Genomic DNA, 22,234 nt, shown 5'->3' on the forward strand with positions numbered 1-22,234 from the left:
ATAATTCCTTGGTCATAAAAAACAGTTGCTAAATTAAAAGTTTTGACTTTTTATTTAGCAACTGTTTTTGACTTTAGAAATATTAACAAGGATATCCACGCTCTTACATATCCATCATTTTTTTCTTCATGTCCTCATAAACAAATTTATACATTTTAAACAATTCATTTGCTGCTGGGTCTTGGGTATTTACATCTGGGTGGTATTTTTCCATGATACCCTTCCAACCCACTTTTAATATTTCTTCTCTCATGCCCCTAGCTCTGTCAAGAGCACCAGTTTTTTCGTTCAATTTAACTAACTGATCCCTAAGCTTAGTAAGCTTTTCAAGCATCAAATTTAATTCTTCATTTCCCATATTATAACTCCCCTATTCTCATTACTTCTTTATGTGTTTAATAACACTCTTTATCTAGATAGCAATCCACACCAAATAATAATCAAATTTACAATCAATTAAGTACATACTTATGTAATTCTATCATTTCTCTGTATAAAGCTTCTTCTCATGATTCACCTCCAGACTTAGAGAATAGACTTAATACAGGCCCCAATATGGAGTTAGTAATAATTATTCCACATTTATTTGATTTATACACATTCTGCTTTAATGTCTACGAATCAAAAATGCAAAATAAATATATCTAATTCCAAGAAAATTTATATGAATTGAATAGATATGAATACAGTTAGTTATTACTGCAGCAAACTATTCAAACATTTTTAATTTAAAAGTGAATAATAACACCTTCAATTTAATTGTGGAATAATTGAAATAAAGAAATCACGAAACTACTTGAGATACTGCATTAAGAAAGGAATCAACTACTACTTATTCTTACTTCAATATAACTTATAAAACAATGTAGGACTTATTAATAATTTAATATGATATTAACAAAAACAAAATAAAATAAAATTTACCTTTATTAATTTATATTTTACCACAGGTTTTCGTTTTTGTGAATATAATTTTACTATTTTCCCGGAATGCTTTTACCGGTATACAATGATATATTGTCTGCACTAAGTTCATATACATAATTCATGGTTAAAATTTTCTTATCCCTTATTCTTAGTGCCATAGAACTATTTATAAACCCTTTTTTGCACGCTTTGATATATGCTTCAAGGGTATTGGATGCTTCTCCATTCATAGCAAGAAGTATTTCCGATGCCTTGTCGACAGTTAGTCCATTATCAGTTAAGTAAGGCCTCAAACGTCCATCAAACTCAAGTGAATATTTTTCCGGTGAAAGCCTTGCAACGCCATTAAGAAGCAGCACTGCAAACTCTTTTTGAGTTGCCTCCTTATCAAGCTTATAGTCATTATTATTTCCGGCAGATATGATTCCTAACGTATTCAGTTGTCTGATGGATGGATAAGCCCAGCTTTCCACATTAGGATTCTTAGCTGTTATATTGGGAAGATATATCCCCAGCTTTATCATCAACTCCTTCAGCTCACTAACTGTGCTGACTTTTGACCCTTTATTTATAAAATCCCTTGGTCTTTGGTTTTTCATAATTGAGTAAACAGCAGCGACTCCTGCCGATTCCCCTGCTTGCATGCCGGTACTGTAGCCTGCTGTGCTGCTTGAAACAATTGAAGAATATGATATCTTATCCCCCACCATATATAAATTGTCAATATCTATTGGTATCAAGCACCCTAGAGGTATAGAAAAAAGTGCCGGTTTGCCCACTACATACTTTTCTTTGATTTCCCCTGACGAATAAGCCACTAGAGGATTTGAAGCAACTGCAACCTTGTCTATAAAATCGGTATTTTCCATGGCTTCATTAATACTTAATGTATGCTCGCCTTTAAAATGCCTGTAGTCATTTATAATAAACTTGTCTGCAGTTCTTTCATATTTTGAGTTTTGGAAAGAAATGAGTCTGTCCTTTAAAAAATTTGCAAAGTTTTTTGCCTCAGCTACTGCCAGAACATAAGTATCCTTCAGTGCCTTCTCATCTGAAACATCAACATCAAATGCTTCTATTCCTTGAACTATAACCTTGTGCTGGCCTTCATTATGAAATTTTACTTTACCAAGCTTAAACTTTGGATTTAAAGGCTGGTACATGGATAAGACATCCTTAAGGGTTGATAGTCTGTCATGGCTGGTAAGTGCTTCTATATCAGTCCATTTTACATTGGAGATTTCGAAATTTATGCCTATAGGCCTGTATGTATTTTTTAAATTTACATCATCTGCACCTTTTGTGAACGGAATATTGCACTTTATAAGCAAATCACCATTCTTTGATGCATCAATAAACCTCTTTCCAAAATAGCTCGTCTCTTTTTTGTTTACATTAAGGTTAATTCCATATAGAGTATTATTATTTAGGGCGATTGATACCAAAGCTGCATCAAACACTATTGAAAGATCCTTCTCAGATTCAAGAAGCCTTTTCATTACTTCCTTATACTTTTTTGGTGATATCTCAGTCCCCAACTCAGTAACTATTTCATTATATATCTTACTGACCAATGCTTCGCCATGTGTACCCTTTGAAGGCTCAAAATTAAAATCAAGGGAACTGCATGGCAGTCCCCCTAGATCACTGCCTGAAGCCACAAGCAATGTTTTAGCCCCTGATCTGGCCGCTGCTAAGGAAGCCGCCAAACCCTCAGACTCTTCTCCGTAAATAATTACATCATACTTGTCCTTTTCCCTTGTAATAAAGTCCTTTGCCCAACCTATATCGCTGTCTGATGTGTTAATATCCTTCTCTTTCATAAGAGGTTTTATCGCAAACTGATATATAGACAGCATACAAACAAGAAATATGCCGATTCTTATAATCTTATCCTTCATATTTCTCCCTCCAAATACAACAGGCATCAATATACTATTTGTCGGCTATCTTATAAGTTCCCTTAACTATTAACCAGCATCCTTTTACCGCAGTTATTCCTCTTCCATCATCCCTTGAAGCAAGCAGCAAATGGTTGAGGGCGATTGGAGCACCTGTAGTCAAATCTGCACTCTGTGCGGCCGTTATGTCTGAAAGTCCTCCATATGTGCCTGATATGGCCTTTGCACTGCCAGATCTTAACACTATCTCGGTACTTGCCCCTGCCAAAAGCTTTTGTCCTGCCTTAAGCTCTAACGGTTGAAACTTGAAGGAATCAGGCTGTATCTCCTTAAGCTGCTTGTTTATAGTCTCATTTGCTGCAGTGAGCTTGTTAATTTTCTCACCGGCTTCAGTAAGTTTCTTTGTCAAATCACTTATTGTTGTATTTGCAGTTTCCAGCTTCGCACCTATTTCACTGATCTTATGATCCACATAACTTTGTGAGACAACAGGATCACCATCCGAACCCGGTTCAGGCGAAACAGCAGTCACTGCCCTTACAATATGTACAGTAAAAAAACTTGTCATTATAACAACCAACAATATAGGATATTTATATTTAAATATTTTTGATCTCTTCATCCTTTGTACCCCCTGTAAATCATATATCTGTCAAACCAAAACTAACGCTGATGGCATCATTTACCCTCTCCATCAACTCTTCATCCAAACGACCTATTTTTTCTCTAATCCGCATCTTATCAATGGTCCTAATCTGTTCTAAAAGTATAACCGAATCCTTGGCAAGGCCATATTCCATAGCACCTATTTCTATATGGGTAGGAAGCTTCGCCTTGTTAATTTGGGATGTTATGGCTGCCGCTATTACAGTAGGACTATATTTATTGCCTATATCGTTCTGGACAATCAAAACAGGTCTTACGCCTCCTTGTTCAGACCCGATTACGGGACTCAAATCGGCATAAAAAATATCTCCACGCTTTATTACCACTATATTTCCAACTCCCCGAGACTTTCTTCATATTTTTGCTGCTGCTCATTGTCCGCATCAAAACACATCTCTGCCAGTTTAGCATTAATCTCAGCCATCTCCTGGTAGCCTTTTTTCATTTTATCCCTCATTTCGATTCTTCTTTTCTCTCTTATATAAAGCTTCATTGCTTTCCTGACGAATTCACTTCTGTTTATTTTCTCAACAGCAATAATTTCATCAACTTCTTTTAAAAGATTATCAGGAAGACTCACCAATATTTTTTTTAAATCAGACAAAAATAACCCCCCATTCTTATTTTCGGGTTTCCTATCTTAAAATGACTTACTGGACTTACGGCTGGTAAAGCTATATGCTGCCATGCAGCGGTATGTACTGTTAAAAGCCATAAATAGAAAGGATATGAATTTCAATAACTTTAATATTCATATTATATATATCATTATATATTCCCTAATATTCATGGGTCAAATTAAAATAATATTACTCCTGTCTTAAGAAACCTGTAATTATTGGCAATTAAGCTTTAAGGAAGATACCCCCATAAAATCGAACTGTTTTTTCTTTTATTATTTATTTTTTATATTATTATATTCCTAAATAAGATAATTGAGCACTTTTTGTATATTACCTCCCTTCAAATAAACTCTTGGTATTCTTTTACCTATAATGCATACAACTTCATAGTTAATAGTCCCCATGATTGAAGCAATCTCTTCTACAGTGATCTCGTTATTCCCCTGCTTGCCAAATAAAACAACTTCATCACCAACTTTTACTTCGCTTTTAAGGTCTGTTACATCTACAAGACACTGATCCATGCAAATTCTTCCAACCACAGGTGCAAACTCTCCATTTATCAAAACCTTTCCTTTGTTACTCATAAGTCTGGTATATCCATCTGCATATCCAATAGGTATTGTTGCAATCTTACTTACCCTGGAAGTTTTAAAGGTTCTGCCATAACTTATACATGTATTATTCTCAACTTCCTTCACAAGTATTACATTTGCTTTTAAAGTCATTGCAGATTTTAAATTAATTTTTTTTGCATCAACCTCGTTGGATGGATACATACCATATTGAATAATCCCAGGTCTCACAAGGTTTAAGTGCATGTTTGGAAATTCAATTATGGCTGCACTGTTTGCAACATGCTTGACAGGAATATACACGCCAATTCTGTTGAGCTCGCTGCAAATCCCCATAAACCTTTCAAACTGCATATTTGTATAGCTTTTGTCCAGTTCATCCGCTGAGGCAAAATGTGTAAACAAGCCCTCTATAATAATTCTTGGCAGTTTACTTATTTCCAATACGTTTTTAACCGCACTATAACCTGGCATAAAGCCTACCCTGGTCATACCCGTGTCTATTTTTATATGAATTTTTACATTCTTCTTTTGCCTAACAGCTTCTTCCGACAATGCCCTTGCAAGGTCATGGCTGAAGACTGCCTGAGTAACATTATATTTTATTATATCGGCAACTCTTATGGGATCTGTATAGCTTAAAATTAATATCGGTACATCAATATTGTTTTTTCTAAGCTGTATAGCCTCATCAAGCATTGACACAGCCAGACATGTAGCACCATTTTCCAATATGGTTCTAACCACTTCCATAACACCGTGTCCGTATGCATCTGCCTTTACTACTCCCATTATTTCCGATTTTTTATTAGTTATTCTTCTTATTTCTCTTAAATTGTGAGCAATAGCATCAAGATCAACCTCAGCCCAAGCCCTGTTAAATTTCTGCCCCATTATTATCCCTTCTTCTGTAAAATCTTATTTATTGCATGTGGAAGTTCATCAATCAAATCCCCTGCTATAAGTCCATATTCACCTTTTTTTGCAGCTGCAATATCCCCTGCCAGACCATGTAGAAAAACTCCAGCCGCTGCTGCATCCTCAGATGCAAAACCCTGTCCCAAAAAGCCTGTAATAATACCTGTCAGTACATCACCTGTACCGGCAGTGGACATCCCCGGATTTCCCGTAGGATTAATATAAATTCTCCCATCAGGAGTTGCAATTATTGTTTTTGCTCCCTTTAATACCGTTATTACATTGTACTTACCTGAAAAATCCCTGGCATGTTTTATCCTGTCTTTTTGAATATCCGCAATACTTATTCCTGTAAGCCTTGACATTTCACCTGGGTGTGGTGTAACTATGACTGGTACTTTAGATTTTCTCAATACGCCAACATCTTTTGAAACAGCATTTAGTGCATCTGCATCAAGTACTAACGGTATCGTTGCACTTATTATAAGCTCACCCATAAGATCTGAAATATCCTGCCTGCTTGAAACACCCGGCCCAATTGCCGCTGCATCCATTCTTTCCATTTCCTTTATTATCTCATTTATACTTTCTTTCGAAAGGTAACCCTTGCCCTTATCTTCAAGTGGAATAACGATAGGTTCCACCAATTGAGTACCATAAATGTCACGCAATGATGAAGGTACCCCAAGATATACAAGCCCTGAACCCGATCTTAATGCAGCTTTTGCACAAAGGCAGCCTGAGCCTGTCATACCCGTTGAACCGCTTACAATTAAAACCCTTCCATAATTGCCCTTGCTGCTTTCCCTGCATCTTTCTGGGATTATGCCAGATACATGGCTTTCATCTATCAGAGTTGTTTCCATATTTACTGCATCGCTGATTATTTTAGGTATGCCAATATCAGCAATCACAAGCTCACCTGTATATTCACAGCCTGGGTTAATCAAAAGGCCAATCTTCGGATAAGAGAAAGTTATAGTTTTATGGGCCTTGATACACCTTCCCAAAACCTTTCCGGTTTCACCGTTTACCCCGGAGGGAATATCTATGGCGACAACATATTTTGAAGAGCTATTTACAAACTCTACTACTTCATCTATGATGCCGCTTATTTGGCCTTTAAACCCTGTACCGAAAATACCATCAATGATAACATCACAGGCCTCTAATTCCTCTTTAAATTTTAAAACCTCATTTTCACTGATGATCTCAACAGTCTCTATATTAATTCTTTCGATTATTTTCAAATTTATTTCCGCATCATTTTTTATTTCGGATTTTTTTGATGTTATGAACACTAAAACTTTAGCACCAATATTATGCAAATGCCTTGCAACAGCAAAAGCATCTCCTCCATTGTTTCCCTTACCTGCCAAAACAACTGCCTTTTTTTCCTTTAAATTGCCCACACTTTTTACTATCTCTTCAACCACTTTAAGTGCGGCATTTTCCATAAGTACAATTCCCGGTATCCCAATCTTTGTTATAGCTTCTGTATCCATCCTGCCAATCTGCTCCGGTGTTGCAACCTTCATACAAAAAACCTCCCTGTTGCACTATAATCTCCCAAATATTAAATAAGTAAAATATTACCTCCCAATAATTATATCATAATCATGGGAAGTAATATTTTACTTACAAAACCTTATTATTATCAAAATATAAAAAGTACTCTAGGCTTTATTGCTTATTCCTTCTCTTTTTCTCATTGAAATACTTAATGCTGCCAAAACTATTGCCACAGCTACCCAGAAGATCAACATAACCCTTGGATAGTACCATATATATTCGGCAAATCCCATAACCAGAACACCTATTATTGAGCATATACCTGCAATAAGAATGTTGTTTATGTTTGCATCAGCCTTATTGGATAAATTTAACATGCACTTTTTAATAAGCCTTCCAATAAACCATACAAAAGACACTATTCCCATTAATCCCACTTCAATCCAAACCTGTAAAAACAGATTATGTGCATGGGGCGGAACTTTTGATGTATATTGATAATAGTTTCTGCAGATTCCTATAAACACGTCTGTTCCAAGTCCTATTCCAGCCTTCCAATATTCTACAAACATTGGTATAACCGTCTGATAAATCTTAACCCTGTACTGGGCCGATGTATCCGCTTGAGTCAAGGACATCAGCCTTCTGTATATGCTTTGAGGCATAAAGGGTATAAACGCTATTCCCGCTAGTATAAATAAAGGCAGAAGCTTTTTATTCTTAAAGTATACAAATATCAGAAGCGACCCTGCAAAACAAAGCCATGCAGAACGTGAACCCGTCCATACAAGAGATATTAACGGCGGTACAGCCAATAATGAAAATACTGCCTTCTTAATAAAGCTCTTTGAATTTAAAACCACAGCAAAATAAAAAGGTATTGTCATTAGTAGCATCTCTGCATAGTTGTTTGGATTTCCAACAGTAGAAAATACACGTCCTTTAGCATCGGAGTTTGTAATAATATCCGTATATGACGGGTCTACAGGTATACCACGTATCTTGGCCTGATATATACCATAGAGGCCTGTAAATGTGACTCCTATTAGTAATATTTCAATAAAGCTGTTTAATGATCTTTCAGTATTTAATGAGCTCACAATCACAATCACAAGTAAAAAGCATGTAGCAAAAAACACCATGAATCTTATGCTTTCCTTTGGAAAAAATGAATTCCCTGTTGCCAGTAAAACACAGAGCATAAATAGTATCAGTGCAAAATCAAGAGCTTTAACATTAAAGCTTTCAAACCTGTGAAATATAACTTTAAGAAAAAACATTGCTATAAGTGCCAGTACAATAATTGTTGAATACATATTGTTCCAATAATCATGAGGTACTACAATTATAAATGCAATGCTTAATGCCAGAACAATTTCCATTCTGCGAAGTATATTGATTGCAAGCTTTATTATAAGGCTCTCAGCAAATACCTCACCATACTTTGTATAGTAAGTGTTTAAAAATCTGGGAACAAGATTAATGGCTTTATCCAATAAGCTTACAAAAAAGCTGTGCTCCAATACTTTCGAATAGTAATCCCTTCTCTTTACAAAATTTACAATTTTACTATTATCAATCAATTCTTTGAATTTCGAAGACAAATAAGCTGCTATTCTTGATATAAGGCTTTCCTTATATGCAATCTGGAGCTTTTTCACAAGGGTAATAATAAAGCCTATTATTAAGCTGCTTTTTAATATATTAATCACGAAGCATTACCCCTTTTTCTTAATGTCATATATCCTGCACTGGAAAGTAGAATTTCCAACAAGCAGGATGGTATTCCTTCCTGTATAAAAATCGGCACTTCCAAAGTTTACGCCGGATGAAGATTTACCATCCCTGTACACTCCTGGGCCCTCAATAGTTACCTTAATAGAGGAAAAACCCTTTTTGCTTGATGTTACAATCTCACCCTTTTCATTGGCAGCCCAGCTGACAGAATTGCCAATTTCTACATTTGTAACCTTCCCAAATTCAACATTTCTCTCAAAATCCTTTGCCAGATCCCCTTTGCTTACTGCCTTCGCAGCATACTCTGGGACTTCATCGGCGTAAAAACTTATCTCGATATTATCCTTTTTAGCAACCGCAACACCAATGCCTATATCTGACTTGGTAAGCTTGTAACCTACACCTGCTATTGCCCCTAAAACAACCAAAACAATCAATACATCCACAATACTAATTTTACCAAAAAGCTTTCCCTTACTATCCAATATCATTTTAACACTTCCTCCATAAAACTTTTTCTTTTAATTTAGATTTCTTATTTTTTCAAGCTTTCCCTGTATAAATTATATGTTTCCATAACCATCTTATCAAGATTAAATTTTTCCCTGATAGTTTTTAATGCATTTTCCCTCAAAGTCTTTTGCAGCTTTTCATCGTTCATAATTCTTGTTATAGCCTGGGCAAGTCCCTCGGCATCATCATATCTTACAAGAATCCCGCAGTTTGTCTCACTGTTTATTATGTCTCCATTTCCTCCCATATCTGTTGCAATAATAGGCAAGCCGCAGGCTAAAACCTCCAGGATGGCAAAGCTCAAGGCCTCATGGGCTGATGAGTTTATATAGAGATCGCTTCCATAAATAAGGTTTTTAATATCTTTTCTAAATCCTGTAAATATAATATCCTTTTCCAGTCCTAAATTCAATGCCTGCTTTTTTCTTTCTTCAAAAAAAGGCCCATCATTTGCAAGGACTAAAACAAACTTTTTATTGGTCATTTTCTTAAGTTCCGCAATGGAGTTAATGAGGAATTCATGGCCTTTGTCATAGGCAAACCTTGATGCACAGAGCATTACAAAGGTATCATCATCAATTTTAAGTTCCTGTCTCATTGTAGACTCTACAGGTCCTCCCCATTCTTTTGGGTCTACACCGTTAAATATAACCTTTATTTTATTGCCGTTAACGCCGTTACTTATCATCATTTCCTTACCTTTGTTACATACAGCCGCAATATTTGCTTCAAGTGGAGTCAACACCCGGTTAAAAAACCTTAATAGTGCATTGTTCTCAAGTATGAAGTGGTTTGTGTACATAACCTTGGTCTTTGGATTAAACAACCGGGACCACATGGCTATATAATTTTCCCTTAGATACTGGGTATGAATGATGTCAATTTTAAGCTTCCTGCACAATTTGCTTAAATTGTATGCTGCTCTTAAATCAAAAGGATTTTTCATGGAAATCCTATGGGACGTAACCCCAAGCTCTGAAAGCTTTTCAACCAAAAGTCCTTCTTCATTATAACCAAGATAGGCTTCTACCTCTTTACCATTAAGCCTCTCAACAAGGGATTGGACATACCTTTCTGTACCAGCTTTTCCGGCATGGTTTATCAAGTATAAAACCTTAATCATTTTTTATCACCTGTATTTTCATTTTGAATTTGATTGCCATTTCTAAATTTGATTATTCTTGCTGGGTTACCGCCAACAACTGCATACTCGGGCACATCTTTTGTCACCACGGCACCCGCACCCAAAATAGCCCCTTTGTGTACGGTAATTCCCGGCAGTATTATAACCCTGGCTGCTATCCAAACATCATCCTCTATTACAACTGGCTTTTTCGGTGCTGTTTGAAGGTTCATGGGTATATCAATACGGTTGTTTTCATGGTTCTGGGTAAATATCATAACATCAGGCCCCATCATTACATCACTGCCTATTTTTAATGGTCCTGCAATCCTGCAGTTTAATCCTATTCCTGTACGATCTCCAACTTCAATATCCCTGCCTGAGCCGAAAAATGCCCCATGCTCTACATTTATATTTTTCCCAGCCTTAAGAAAAATCCTTTTGCACAAAAACCTTCTGATTTTCTTTGTACCAAAGCCGTATGGCAGGTCGGATCCCGGCAAATGCCTTCCAATAGCATAGTAAAGTATTAGACAAATATAATAGCTTATTTTTTTCATCCACTACCTCCTAATGTAACATTTATTTACTGTAACAACAGATTTACATGACTTTTATTTTTCACAAGCCAACATATCTTTTTCTTTATAGGTACTCTCTATTTATATGGACTTTCTCTTTATAGGGAGCTTTAACATTACCCTCCCAAGCATATCCTTAGCCTCTTCAACCTTCATAAAATAAGTCATTAAAAAATAGCTTGCCGATCCCAATAAAACCGGAATAAACAGCTTTATACTTCTATCTATCAAAAACAAGCCGAAAGAAACATTATCAAGGAGCGTGCTTAAACCTACAACCAGCAGGAACATTACAATACTTGCACCCATAACCTTGATTACATTTATACCAAAACTCTTTAATTTCAAATCTCCGATCTTTCTTCTTACAAGGAAAACAAGTATCAGTGAGCCGGACAGTGATGATATGGAATACGCCAAAGGTATTCCGAATACACCTATAAAACGTGCTAAAATGAGGCTCAGTGAAATATTTATTACCATCATTATCACACCGTTTATAGCAGGCCTTTTAGTATCCTTCAATGAGTAAAAGGCCCTGTCCAAAACCTCCTTAACCCCGAACCCGACAATACCAATACAATAAAGTGCCATCAGCACTGCTGCAAAATTGACATCATCCTGGTTTATTTTCCCCCATTTTATAAGTAGTTCAATAAGTTGGTACCTGACAGCTAAAAAGCCTGCAGTAACGGGGATAAGTATAAAGGTTACGGAACTTAAAATCTTTACAAGGCTTGATTTAAACTCTACCATATCATTTTTGGCAGCGTACATGGAAAGTCTTGGGAATATCACGGCTGTAACCGAGTATACAAATGCAAGAACCGCATATAGAACTAAATTCTGTACCCAGTTCATCATAAAAACAGTATTGTCTTCAAACCTGCTGCAAAATATATTATTGAAAAGCATATTCACAGAATATGCCGATGTACCTATAAGTACCGGAGGTACCAGCTTTGCAGCTGTCATTAAATCCCGATCCTTTATGATAAGGGATGGCGAATATCTGTATTCAGTTTTAAAAATGGGTGGAATCAGGATAAGTGCCTGTGTTGTTAGTCCAATAAATGTAGCTACTATAAGTCCCTTTACTCCAAATTGGTGGCTTAATAATAACGAATAAATTATAACAATAAGGCTACTTGGTATACTTACTAACGCAGGCATATTAAACTTTCCAAAAGACTGTAAAATCCCCTGGAAGACATAGTTAAGTCCATAAAATATCATTATAGGGAACATTACCCTTAATGCAAACAATGTCAATTCATAGTTCTGAGATCTGAACTTTGGTGTCAAATGGGTTATAAGCGGTGTTGCCAATATACATAATGCAGAAAAAGCCAGTGTAAGTACTACTGTTAACGTAATTATCTTGTCTGCAAACTTGTATGCCCTTTCTTTTTCACCAGTTGTAATATGCCCTGAAAATATGGGTATTACAACCGTTGCCAAAGCTGTACCCAAGCTGGTAAATATTATGAGCGGAACCTGCAGCGAATAGGAGTATATTTCCATATCTATGGTTCTTCCAAACTTTGCTGCATAAAAGCTGCTGCTAATTAATGACAAAACTCTTGAGAACAGCATTATTATAGTAACTATACCGATAGATTTTGCTACACTTTTCATTTTGAAACCTTTCGATGTAAATTCTATATTTTAGTCATTCCTTATGGTATCCAGTAAATATTTTCCTTAATTACCCTGGCAGGATTTCCACCTACCAGCGTCTTTGGTGCAACATCCTTTGTAACAACACTTCCTGCTGCTATAACCGCACCATCACCTATTGTTACGCCCTTTAATATCAATACATTACAGCCAATCCAAACATCATTTCCTATCTTAATGGGCTTTATTTCCTCGGTAGGACTGTTGAATTTATGGTAATCTCTGTCCATTATACAAACATCCCAGGATATATTGCACCCATTTCCGATTTCAACCTTGCTTCCTGAATGTATTTCTGTCCTGTCTCCTATTGATGTATTATTTCCTATTATTATCTCTGAAAAATTCTCATTTCCAAATGCACTTAGCTTGACGCCTTTATAAAGCTGGACCTTCTTTCCTATCTTTATGGCAGCATTCTTTCTGATTATGGTTATACCGCTGCTTGCCCTAAGTAAAGCTCCGCACTGTGTAAGTCTAATTTTCAGAAAAAACCCTCTTACCAGCTTTATAACCTCTGTAATTATTTCGGGGATGGTTCTGTTAAATGCTTTTTTGTCAATTTTATAATCAGCTTGTCCATTTGTTGGTTCATTCATTTGCTACACCCCTTTTTGCCTAATCATCACTTACCTTTTTCCGAAAATTAATTATACCACTAATAAATTTATAATACTATATTAAATTTAGTGCAACAAAAAGAGTTCTAATTAATTTCCATATGTGGTAGAATGATTATAGAGTTTATAAAATGTTTATTTCTAGTTTATAAAATATTAATATTTCAAACGGGGGTATGTAGATGGCAGTAAGAGAACCAATTAATAGTATTGCTGAGGCGGAAAAAATATCGATTGAGGAGTTCCGCAGTCTATTCATGCAGAACCTGAAAGGCTCATTCTTTAGAAATGATGCTATTAGAAGAAACTATTATTTGGAGGGTACCATATGTTCCGATGTTGAAAGGCATAAGTATGGTACAAGCTTCAAAATACAGAGTGATGAAGGAAGCGTCATGAATGTATTCATACCGAAAAAAGCAGGAGATCGTTCCGGGGTAGAGCCAGGAAACAAAATCAACCTATATGGTATGTTCAACATTTATGATAATAATATTGAAAATCAGTTTAACTTTATTGAGTTTAAAGCATCAAGGGTTATTGAATCAGATGTAAGTGAAAGTAAAAAGGAATCAATTCTGTCCTTATTAAACGAGAAAGGTTTTTTGGACAAACCAAAAAAGAGCTTGGTATTTGACAACATAGACTTTTTTAAATTAATGGTAATATCTTCAAAGAATAGCACTGCATCAACTGAAATAGCAAATTACCTTAAAAGTGCCGGAATTTTTGAAGTATCCATGCATTATATCGATACATATAAGTCTGATGATATAGTAGAGCTTCTACAATCAATGGACAAAAACCACTATTATGATGCAATTATGATAACAGGTATCGAATCTTTGGAAAGAAAGCTCTTCGATGAATTAAATGTATTGGAAGCAATATCAGAGATGAAGTCGCCGATAATAACGGCAATGGGATACAGCCTGGCTGATGAAGTAGCAGATATGGTTGAGGACGGACCCTTGACAGCTGCCAGAATGCTCCTATATGCTTATAAGGAGAGCAAGTATCAAAGTAACGATTCGGAAATCATTCCAAATGAACACAACAGCAATTTATTTATAACCCTTACCCAGGAAAAAGAAGATCTCGAACGTAAGCTCTCATCAATGTTTATTGATAATTCAAATCTCATAAGCAAGGTCAAGAGTCAGCAAAGGCTTATGATTATTTTATTTTTTGTATGTATTATAGCTGTTATAATTTCTTTTATTAAATAGGCGGGTAACATGATTGAAATCATCGAATTGATAAAGTTTGATAAGGATAGCACATTACCATTATATGTTCAGCTTTATGAAAAGCTCAAAACATTAATCGGAGACGGAACTCTTGTGTGTGATGTCAGGCTTCCATCCATAAGACAGCTGTCTAAAGAGCTCGGCATAAACAGAGTAACAGTTGTCACAGCTATAAGAGAGCTTGAAAAGGATGGTTATGTTTATACAAAGCCCGGCAGCGGTACCTTTGTATCCAGCAGCTTTATAGTAACTGACAAAAGCATGCATTTGCAAAGCAACCTGGTATTGGATGAAGTCTATACGCAGGAATACGCATCGTTGATTAACAACGGACAGGTAAGCCTTACCGAAAACAGTATTAACTTTGCCAGTGCTACACCAACTCCGGATCTTTTTCCTGTTGATGATTTCAAGGTTGCTCTAAATGAAGTTCTAGAAAGAGATAAGGGTAATGCCTTTAGCTATCAGGATAGCCAGGGATATTACCCTTTAAGGGAATCCATTTGCAGGGTACTTGGAGAAGCAATGATAACATGCAATCCTGATGATATTCAAATAATTTCAGGTGCTCAGCAAGGTATTGATATAATATCAAAGGCCTTATTAAGACAAGGCGATTACATAATAACCGAAAGCCCAACTTATGCCGGAGCTATAGCTGTTTTTAAGTCCAGAGGAGTGCAAATTGCTGATATAGAGCTTTTTGAGGATGGAATGAGTCTTAGCGTATTGGAGTATACCATTAAGAAATACAAGCCCAGACTTCTTTATACAATACCGTCCTTCCAGAACCCAACAGGCTATTCATGCTCAAATCACAAGCGGGAGCAGCTTCTTAAGCTGGCGGATAAATATGATCTATATGTCATAGAAGACGATTATGTTAGTGATCTGGACTTTGAAGGAAAAAAATACATCACACTAAAATCTATGGATAAAAACAACAGGGTAATCTTTATCAAGAGCTATTCAAAAATATTCATGCCTGGATTACGCCTTGGGTTTATGATAGTACCGCCAGGTATTCTTGGAAACGTAATTGAAGCAAAACATGCTACTGATATTTCCACATCCGGACTTATTCAAAGAGCTTTTGATTTATACATCCGAAAAGGCTTCTGGGACAAGCACTCCCAGTTTATGTATGATGTATATAAGGAAAGGTACATAAAGACAATAAATGCCCTTGATAATAATTTGCCGCAAAATGTAACCTACAAAAAACCCGGAGGAGGCTTAAACCTCTGGCTTAGCCTGCCTCCAGGCTTTCATGTAAATAAGCTTGCTTCTCTATGTGCATTAAAAGATATCGTTTTTGCCCCTGGTAAAATATTTTACAGCGGCAATTCTTCACAGAAATTGAATAACATAAGGCTAAGCTTTGCATCAGTTTATGTTGAACATATCGAGCATGGGGTTGGCATACTGTGTAAAACCATAGAGCTTATGGAGCAAAAGAACGAATCTTACAGGAATTTGCCTATATTATAGCAACAAAAGATCTCTAAGTTTGTGCTATATTAAAAGTGATATTAATCTTACATAATATTTTGTTATTCCTTACTGTATATCGATTCTGTTGGATTTGCTCTTTCCCTCTTCCTTCGGAAGGCTTATAGACAATATACCGTTGTTATACTTTGCAGTTACCGTATCATTTTTTACATTTGGGACATAGAAGCTTCTTGAGAAAGATCCTACCCTTCTTTCACGCCTTAAGTAATTTTCTGATTTTTCCTCTGTCTCAGCCTTATGTTCTACTGATATTGTCAATGTATCATTCATAAGTTCAAGCTTAATGTCCTCCTTGTTTACCCCTGGAATTTCAGCATCAACTATATATTCCTTGTCATTTTCACGTATATCAGCCTTTATAGGATTTCCTCCCATAAAACCGGCCTGGAAGAATGGCTCTCTGAAAAACTCCTCGAATACACTACTAAAATCCCATATGTTATTACCTCTTGTTGTAATTTCATTTTGTTTTCTAAAATTTGGTGTTAATCCAAACATAAATCGCACCTCCATAATTTTTATTGATTTTGACTTTCTTTGACCTTATATTTATTTTATACCATATTGTATGCTATATACTCAAAAGTTGTTTTTGACTTTCCTTGACCATTCATAAAGAAAAATCCAGATTATCTTAAATTATCTCATTAAATCATGGATTTTTAGTTAATATTGCATTATTTTATTTTAGGCCTTCCCTTATAAAGCCTTTTCATCTCATCCTTATTCAATACGCCTATTATTGTCATTAAGATAAGGCCTATACAAACATTTGCTGCCACGGCCAAAATAGTGTTAAATGTGATACTCTGTGTAAAGATGCCGAAAAAACTGTAAACATATTTGCTTATAAAAAACATAATTATACTGACTAATCCCGGTTTTATCAGCCAGTTTCGAAAATCAATCACCATCCCTGTTGTATTTGCAACTGTAGCAAGATTTAAAATACAAACCAAACCGGAGCTTATTATTATACCAACAACATAGCCCTTTATTCCGTATGACGGTATTGCAAAATACACAAAACCTATTCTTATAATACTACCTATTATTGAATTCCTTAATGATACAGCCTGCTTATCCATACCGTTTAAAACACCTAAAAGGGTTTGCTGCAAATATGCGAAAATACAGGTAAATGCCAGTAGGAAAAGCAAATCCCCTACCTTTTCTCTTCTATAAAGAATGCCTCCAATCTCATTAGGAAAAGCTAGAAAAATTGATGTAAATATAAACCCAAGAATAAATGTAAACTGAATGGATTTTGAGATCCTATAGTTAACAGATCTTAATTGTTTCATGGATAGTGCTTCAGATATTGCCGGAACTAAGGTTATGGCAAGAGATGATGTTACAAGGGATGGGAAAAATATGAGGGGCATTGCCATACCTGTCAGCTTTCCATACTCCATCATGCTGGCAGAGTAGTTAAGCCCTCCTTCCAACAGTCTCCTTGGAATAAGGATAAATTCAAAAGCTGCCATAATTGAAGTTACAAACCTATTCACAGACACAGGGAACGCAGTTCTAACAATTTCCTTAATAATTTTCCTCTTCCTCATTATCCCTTTTCGTGATAAATTTTTATTAGAGGTTTGCTTCTTAAACTTATAAATAAAAACCAAAAGTGAAAGGTTTGCTATCTCACCAAGTGCCATACCTAATGTTGCCATTGCACAGGCATATTCCAGGCCTCTGCTCATAAATTTGGTAGCTAACAGCAATACAACAGATATCTTTACTATTTGCTCAAAAATCTGGGATACCGCAGTCGGTGCCACCTGCTGAATACCATAATAATAACCCTTTAAAGCTGAGGAAGCAGCTATAACAGGTATACACGGCACTAATATCAGAAGTGACATATGGGTTCTCGGGTCTTTTAAAACCTCACGAGAAAAAAAATCCATGAAGAAAAATATGCCGCCAGAAATAAATAATCCTCCACCTAAAGAAATTACAAGGGCACAATAAGTAATTCTTCTAAGGTTTATCAAATTGTTTCTGGCGAGCTCCTCTGCAACCATTTTGGATACAGCAATGGATACACCTGATGTTAGAGTCAGAATTATCAGCGAATACACTGGAGATATAAGCTGAAAAAGCCCCATCCCCTCAGAGCCGATTAAATTTGATAAATATATCCGGTAAACAAACCCGAAGATTTTTACAACAAAACCTGCGAGCATCAATATGATTGCACCACTGATAAAAGATTTCTTTGACATTAAAAGCTCCGAATTTAATAATCATAAATATAAATATTAAAATTATTCGGAACTTATGCACAATAGATTATTCTTTGCTTCTTTTCTTTAACCTATCATCTCTTCTTTTCTCAGCTTCAATGTACTCATTTTTTTCATCATCGGTTTCAGGTATAAGCGGGGGCACCAGCGACGGCTTGCAATCAGCACCTAAAGCTACAAATGTCATATATGCTTTATTGGTTAGTATTACATTGCCGTTTTTCAAGTTTTCCGCGTATACATTTATGGCTACCTCCATGGAGGTCCTTCCTGCCCACGTCATTTTAGCCTTAAGGATAACCAGTTCGCCCATCCTTACAGGGTGTCTGAAATCCAAACTGTCAAGTGCAACAGTCGCTACAGTCTTGTTTGAATGCCTTGAAGCTACCAAAGCACCCGCTATATCCATCCAATGCATCAGCCTGCCTCCAAGCAAATTTCCTAATAGATTAGTGTCATTCGGAAGCACCAGCTCTGTCATTTCAATCTTTGAATCATTCGGGGTTTTGCCATTCATTCCGTTATTAGAATTGTCAGCCATAGTCAAATATTCCTTTCTGAATTTCACTTTTATATATATATAGTTTCCTAATATTAAAAAACACCTTTATTAGACTAATTTATTATTAATCCATAAAGGTGTTAAGTAATAATTGAGTCATCACTATCTCTTATTACCAACATTTATTAAAGAAATAACTTTCTTATTTAAACTTTATAATGTTATACCAACCGAATTAATGAGAAAGTTTAATCTATCCCCATCCAATCCATGATTTAACTTAACACCGTCAATGCTTAAAAGTCCAACAGGATATACAGGAACATCCAACGAATCTTCCAAATATTCTCTCAATCCTCTCAATAATGATCCACCACCAATGATATAAATCTTGCCTATTTTGGATCCGTAACATCTTTTATCATAGAAATCAAAGCATTGATGGATCTGTCTTACCACCTTATCGATATTATCTTTCATTATATGCTGGATTTTAACCTGCATTTCACCAGCATTTATATCAGGCTTAACAATGCCATACATCTTTTTCAATCTTTCAGCTTCTTCCAGCCTGATACCCAAACTGCTTGAAACTATTCCCTCAAGGTTGCTGCTTCCAGATAGAATTACTTTGTTAAATTCCAAAACCCTGTCCTTAAGTATGTTTACTATGGTAGTTTCAGAACCGAAATCAAGCACTGCAAATGTGTCCTGACTTGTTTTATTAAGTTTCTGCTTCTTATACCATGATTCACTTTCAATAACTCTTATTTCCCTGTTAAAAAACTTTGCAGTACTGTTAGCAGGAATATCTACTGAAATAGGCTTTAGCCCCAACTCCAGCAATATATCTATATAGCTCTTTATAATACTTTTTGATACTGCTGTTACAAATACCTTTACCTTTGTTGTATCGTTCTCTTTCAACTGCTGCAGTACTTTATAATCAATCTGATGCTCATCTGCATTAATAGGCATATTAACTTTTACAGCTTCGCGAACTATTCCATCGATATCTTGACCAGGAGCCTTATCTATCATAAAAACACGAGATATAATGTTAGTACCGGACATTACAATTTTAGCATTCTTGGACTTAATACCGTTCTCACCGATAACCTTTTTTATCTCGTTTGTTACCTTATAAACGTCTTTGATAGCTCCGTTCTTAATACAATCTCTTGGAGTAGAAGCAATACCGTAATTCTTTATAAAAATTTCCTTGTTTTTTTCTATTATTACCTCAACAACTTTTATATTTCTAAAACCTATGTCTATACTAACCAAGCTGTTTTTAAAGAAGGGCAGCTTAAACATTTCATCTACTCCTCAGAATCATATATAGTCATTCTAATAACACTACTTAGATTATATTACCACTCGGTAAATTTAAAATCAATACTTCAAAATATTATTATTTATTCATACCACAAATTGGCTGGATGTGTGTTTGCCTTAATTTGATTTTTATACAAAAGATGCCATATACTGCATTAGCAAATCAATTATTTCATCCTTTGATGTAAGCCTGAAAACCTTTTCTTTTACATAGGTAGCATTTTTTAAGCCTTTAATATACCATGCTATATGTTTTCTCATCTCACAGATCCCAATATGCATTCCTTTAAGCTCAACAAGCATTTCCATATGCCTTATTACCATATCTATCTTCTCTTTAGGCGTAGGATCAGGAAGAATATTCCCCGTTTCAAAATAATGAAGTATTTTCTTAAAAATCCATGGGTTGCCTTGAGCTCCTCTTCCAACCATAATAGCATCGCAGTTGGTTTCATTAAGCATCCTCTCCGCATCCTGGGGAGTTACTATGTCACCATTTCCAATAACCGGTATACTAACTGCTTCCTTTACCTTTTTTATAATTTCCCAATCGGCTTTGCCGCTGTAGTATTGCTCTCTTGTCCTTCCGTGAACTGTAATTGCTTTAGCACCGTTCTCTTCAGCAATCCGTGCAATTTCAACTGCATTAATAGAGCTGTCGTCCCATCCCTTCCTTACTTTTACAGTTACAGGTTTACTCGACGCAGAAGATACCGCTCTAACAATCTGTCCTACCAGATCCGGCCTTTTCATCAGAGCACTTCCTTCGCCATTTTTTGTTATTTTAGGTGCCGGACAGCCCATATTAATATCTATTAAACATGCATCGGAATTATTCAATTGTTTTGCTATACCTGCTAAAATATCAGGGTCGGAACCGAATATCTGTACTGCTGCCGGTTTCTCCTCCTCCGCAATCAAGGTTAGAGCCTTACTCTTTATATCATTATAGTGCATGCCTTTTGCACTAACCATTTCAGTATATACAAGACCACAGCCTTGCTCTCTGCAAAGCACTCTAAATGGCATATCGGTTACACCAGCCATAGGTGCCAGAAATACTTTATTCTCAAGTTTAATATTTGCAAATTCCATAAATACCTCCCGTCAGATATTTTACCATAGAAACTTAAGAATAAAACTAATTTTTTGATATTTCCAGTGTTTGAAGTAATATTAAAAAAACTCCTATTGAATTATCTCAATAAGAGCTGAAATTTCACTATTAGTATTTTTTGAAATGTTCCATTGACCAGTTAATTATATACTAATACCTAATATGTTTCACAGCTAAATGTAAGGTTATTAACTCTTTTAATATAGCTTAATTCTTCTTGATCTCATACGAGGAATTAAAAAGAAAGTATAAACTCCTTCTTCATTGCTAGGTGCTGGCTGAGTCTGCTTTGATACCGTTATTCGGGATTCTATAACTTCATCCAATTGGATTTGATTATATTTGTTTACGTTTATAAACTTCGCAGCATAGGTGTTTTCATTACAGTTTTCTTCTTTTCTAATAAGTTCTCCCTCAAACTTCATGTCAAACTCTGAAAGCATGTTGTATACTACAATATCGAAGTAATAGCTGTTTTCACTTGCTAGATCATTGGTAGAAGTGAACTTTAAACCGCCTGCCGAGATGTCACAAACATCAATTTCCTGCCAGTTTTTCTTGTCATCACTCATCATAATTTTGCATACAGCGTTGCCGCACCTTTGATACTTTCTTTTTTCTGATACTTGACTCATAAGTATCATCTCCCTCCCATTCTTTCAATCGGTCATTATAGATACACACACAGTATGAATCTAATATATGTACATATTAAATTTTTACATATTTGCCTTTTGTCTCAGAATAGTACTTCAAGGAAGTTCTTATTATGTAGATTAACAACGCAAAAAAGAGTTTGTTGGCTATAAAAGCATAACTAAGGCATTTCTTAGTTATGCTTTTGAATATTTAGATTTGCAATATTAAATTACTGATAGATTTGT

At 35.6% G+C, this 22,234-nt stretch carries 20 protein-coding genes and 1 pseudogene; 2 read left to right on the top strand and 19 right to left on the bottom strand.

The window, feature by feature from the left end:
* Nucleotides 1–103 precede the first annotated feature (103 nt).
* The 13 genes and pseudogenes from Bccel_RS12795 to Bccel_RS32560 all read right to left on the bottom strand — a co-directional run.
* Nucleotides 104–358: a hypothetical protein gene (locus Bccel_RS12795; RefSeq protein ID WP_036942802.1), complete on the bottom strand. Its 255-nt coding sequence runs from the start codon at nucleotides 356–358 to the stop codon at nucleotides 104–106.
* 619 nt (nucleotides 359–977) lie between these two features.
* Nucleotides 978–2,828, bottom strand: a complete 1,851-nt coding sequence (locus tag Bccel_RS12800) for an FAD-dependent oxidoreductase (protein WP_036942804.1) — start codon at nucleotides 2,826–2,828, stop codon at nucleotides 978–980.
* 34 nt (nucleotides 2,829–2,862) lie between these two features.
* Nucleotides 2,863–3,450: a coiled-coil domain-containing protein gene (locus tag Bccel_RS12805; protein ID WP_050753417.1), complete on the bottom strand. Its 588-nt coding sequence runs from the start codon at nucleotides 3,448–3,450 to the stop codon at nucleotides 2,863–2,865.
* Nucleotides 3,451–3,469: 19 nt separating this feature from the next.
* Complete coding sequence (locus Bccel_RS12810; protein ID WP_036942808.1) at nucleotides 3,470–3,820, bottom strand: type II toxin-antitoxin system PemK/MazF family toxin; 351 nt, start codon at nucleotides 3,818–3,820, stop codon at nucleotides 3,470–3,472.
* Entirely contained in the window at nucleotides 3,820–4,098 is a 279-nt protein-coding gene (locus Bccel_RS12815) for a CopG family ribbon-helix-helix protein (protein ID WP_036942811.1), read from the bottom strand. The genes Bccel_RS12810 and Bccel_RS12815 overlap by 1 nt, the downstream gene beginning before the upstream one ends.
* A 318-nt stretch (nucleotides 4,099–4,416) precedes the next feature.
* Nucleotides 4,417–5,586 (bottom strand): alanine racemase, encoded by a 1,170-nt coding sequence (gene alr, locus Bccel_RS12820; protein WP_036942814.1) that lies wholly within the window; start codon nucleotides 5,584–5,586, stop codon nucleotides 4,417–4,419.
* Between the two features lie 2 nt (nucleotides 5,587–5,588).
* Nucleotides 5,589–7,148, bottom strand: a complete 1,560-nt coding sequence (locus Bccel_RS12825; protein ID WP_036942817.1) for a bifunctional ADP-dependent NAD(P)H-hydrate dehydratase/NAD(P)H-hydrate epimerase — start codon at nucleotides 7,146–7,148, stop codon at nucleotides 5,589–5,591.
* A gap of 138 nt (nucleotides 7,149–7,286) precedes the next feature.
* Entirely contained in the window at nucleotides 7,287–8,834 is a 1,548-nt protein-coding gene (locus Bccel_RS12830) for an O-antigen ligase family protein (protein ID WP_050753418.1), read from the bottom strand.
* 6 nt (nucleotides 8,835–8,840) lie between these two features.
* Nucleotides 8,841–9,350 carry a DUF4330 domain-containing protein gene (locus tag Bccel_RS12835; RefSeq protein WP_036942819.1) on the bottom strand — a complete coding sequence of 170 codons (510 nt, stop codon included), beginning with the start codon at nucleotides 9,348–9,350 and terminating at the stop codon, nucleotides 8,841–8,843.
* Between the two features lie 44 nt (nucleotides 9,351–9,394).
* On the bottom strand, nucleotides 9,395–10,495 hold the full coding sequence (locus Bccel_RS12840) for a glycosyltransferase (RefSeq protein ID WP_036942822.1): 1,101 nt from the start codon (nucleotides 10,493–10,495) through the stop codon (nucleotides 9,395–9,397).
* The gene (locus Bccel_RS12845; RefSeq protein WP_036942825.1) at nucleotides 10,492–11,055 is read right to left on the bottom strand and encodes an acyltransferase; all 564 of its coding nucleotides are present in this window, start codon (nucleotides 11,053–11,055) and stop codon (nucleotides 10,492–10,494) included. Before Bccel_RS12845 ends, Bccel_RS12840 begins: the two co-directional genes overlap by 4 nt.
* A 102-nt stretch (nucleotides 11,056–11,157) precedes the next feature.
* Nucleotides 11,158–12,714 carry a murein biosynthesis integral membrane protein MurJ gene (gene murJ / locus Bccel_RS12850; protein ID WP_036942828.1) on the bottom strand — a complete coding sequence of 519 codons (1,557 nt, stop codon included), beginning with the start codon at nucleotides 12,712–12,714 and terminating at the stop codon, nucleotides 11,158–11,160.
* Nucleotides 12,715–12,779: 65 nt separating this feature from the next.
* Nucleotides 12,780–12,929: pseudogene (locus Bccel_RS32560) on the bottom strand (DapH/DapD/GlmU-related protein); the annotation flags it as partial.
* A gap of 629 nt (nucleotides 12,930–13,558) precedes the next feature.
* Between Bccel_RS32560 and Bccel_RS12860 the strand changes: the two are divergent.
* Both Bccel_RS12860 and pdxR read left to right on the top strand, forming a co-directional pair.
* Nucleotides 13,559–14,605, top strand: a complete 1,047-nt coding sequence (locus tag Bccel_RS12860) for a hypothetical protein (RefSeq protein WP_036942831.1) — start codon at nucleotides 13,559–13,561, stop codon at nucleotides 14,603–14,605.
* A gap of 9 nt (nucleotides 14,606–14,614) precedes the next feature.
* The gene (pdxR, locus tag Bccel_RS12865; protein ID WP_036942834.1) at nucleotides 14,615–16,117 is read left to right on the top strand and encodes a MocR-like pyridoxine biosynthesis transcription factor PdxR; all 1,503 of its coding nucleotides are present in this window, start codon (nucleotides 14,615–14,617) and stop codon (nucleotides 16,115–16,117) included.
* 69 nt (nucleotides 16,118–16,186) lie between these two features.
* Here the strand turns inward: pdxR and Bccel_RS12870 are convergent, their stop codons facing one another.
* The 6 genes from Bccel_RS12870 to Bccel_RS12895 form a co-directional block, all read right to left on the bottom strand.
* The gene (locus Bccel_RS12870) at nucleotides 16,187–16,639 is read right to left on the bottom strand and encodes an Hsp20/alpha crystallin family protein (protein WP_036942836.1); all 453 of its coding nucleotides are present in this window, start codon (nucleotides 16,637–16,639) and stop codon (nucleotides 16,187–16,189) included.
* 179 nt (nucleotides 16,640–16,818) lie between these two features.
* Nucleotides 16,819–18,372, bottom strand: coding sequence for a stage V sporulation protein B (spoVB, locus tag Bccel_RS12875; RefSeq protein WP_036942839.1), 1,554 nt, complete (start codon nucleotides 18,370–18,372; stop codon nucleotides 16,819–16,821).
* 67 nt (nucleotides 18,373–18,439) lie between these two features.
* A complete protein-coding gene (locus tag Bccel_RS12880) occupies nucleotides 18,440–18,934 on the bottom strand; it encodes an acyl-CoA thioesterase (RefSeq protein ID WP_036942842.1) in 495 nt (164 codons plus the stop codon).
* A gap of 174 nt (nucleotides 18,935–19,108) precedes the next feature.
* Nucleotides 19,109–20,212 (bottom strand): type IV pilus assembly protein PilM, encoded by a 1,104-nt coding sequence (gene pilM / locus Bccel_RS12885; RefSeq protein WP_036942845.1) that lies wholly within the window; start codon nucleotides 20,210–20,212, stop codon nucleotides 19,109–19,111.
* A 150-nt stretch (nucleotides 20,213–20,362) separates the two neighbouring features.
* Nucleotides 20,363–21,328 carry a tRNA dihydrouridine synthase DusB gene (gene dusB / locus Bccel_RS12890; RefSeq protein WP_036942848.1) on the bottom strand — a complete coding sequence of 322 codons (966 nt, stop codon included), beginning with the start codon at nucleotides 21,326–21,328 and terminating at the stop codon, nucleotides 20,363–20,365.
* Between the two features lie 219 nt (nucleotides 21,329–21,547).
* A complete protein-coding gene (locus tag Bccel_RS12895; protein ID WP_036942851.1) occupies nucleotides 21,548–21,985 on the bottom strand; it encodes a PilZ domain-containing protein in 438 nt (145 codons plus the stop codon).
* Nucleotides 21,986–22,234: the final 249 nt, after the last annotated feature.

It is taken from the genome of Pseudobacteroides cellulosolvens ATCC 35603 = DSM 2933 (assembly GCF_001262605.1).
In the GTDB taxonomy this organism is placed as follows: Bacteria; Bacillota; Clostridia; order Acetivibrionales; family DSM-2933; genus Pseudobacteroides; species Pseudobacteroides cellulosolvens.

Bases quoted from the DNA above. Each gene is read 5' to 3' on its own strand.
- Bccel_RS12795 (WP_036942802.1), bottom strand. From the start codon at position 358: ATGGGAAATGAAGAATTAAATTTGATGCTTGAAAAGCTTACTAAGCTT.
- Bccel_RS12800 (WP_036942804.1), bottom strand. From the start codon at position 2,828: ATGAAGGATAAGATTATAAGAATCGGCATATTTCTTGTTTGTATGCTG.
- Bccel_RS12805 (WP_050753417.1), bottom strand. From the start codon at position 3,450: ATGAAGAGATCAAAAATATTTAAATATAAATATCCTATATTGTTGGTT.
- alr (WP_036942814.1), bottom strand. From the start codon at position 5,586: ATGGGGCAGAAATTTAACAGGGCTTGGGCTGAGGTTGATCTTGATGCT.
- Bccel_RS12825 (WP_036942817.1), bottom strand. From the start codon at position 7,148: ATGAAGGTTGCAACACCGGAGCAGATTGGCAGGATGGATACAGAAGCT.
- Bccel_RS12835 (WP_036942819.1), bottom strand. From the start codon at position 9,350: ATGATATTGGATAGTAAGGGAAAGCTTTTTGGTAAAATTAGTATTGTG.
- Bccel_RS12840 (WP_036942822.1), bottom strand. From the start codon at position 10,495: ATGATTAAGGTTTTATACTTGATAAACCATGCCGGAAAAGCTGGTACA.
- Bccel_RS12845 (WP_036942825.1), bottom strand. From the start codon at position 11,055: ATGAAAAAAATAAGCTATTATATTTGTCTAATACTTTACTATGCTATT.
- murJ (WP_036942828.1), bottom strand. From the start codon at position 12,714: ATGAAAAGTGTAGCAAAATCTATCGGTATAGTTACTATAATAATGCTG.
- Bccel_RS12860 (WP_036942831.1), top strand. From the start codon at position 13,559: ATGGCAGTAAGAGAACCAATTAATAGTATTGCTGAGGCGGAAAAAATA.
- pdxR (WP_036942834.1), top strand. From the start codon at position 14,615: ATGATTGAAATCATCGAATTGATAAAGTTTGATAAGGATAGCACATTA.
- Bccel_RS12870 (WP_036942836.1), bottom strand. From the start codon at position 16,639: ATGTTTGGATTAACACCAAATTTTAGAAAACAAAATGAAATTACAACA.
- spoVB (WP_036942839.1), bottom strand. From the start codon at position 18,372: ATGTCAAAGAAATCTTTTATCAGTGGTGCAATCATATTGATGCTCGCA.
- Bccel_RS12880 (WP_036942842.1), bottom strand. From the start codon at position 18,934: ATGGCTGACAATTCTAATAACGGAATGAATGGCAAAACCCCGAATGAT.
- pilM (WP_036942845.1), bottom strand. From the start codon at position 20,212: ATGTTTAAGCTGCCCTTCTTTAAAAACAGCTTGGTTAGTATAGACATA.
- dusB (WP_036942848.1), bottom strand. From the start codon at position 21,328: ATGGAATTTGCAAATATTAAACTTGAGAATAAAGTATTTCTGGCACCT.
- Bccel_RS12895 (WP_036942851.1), bottom strand. From the start codon at position 21,985: ATGAGTCAAGTATCAGAAAAAAGAAAGTATCAAAGGTGCGGCAACGCT.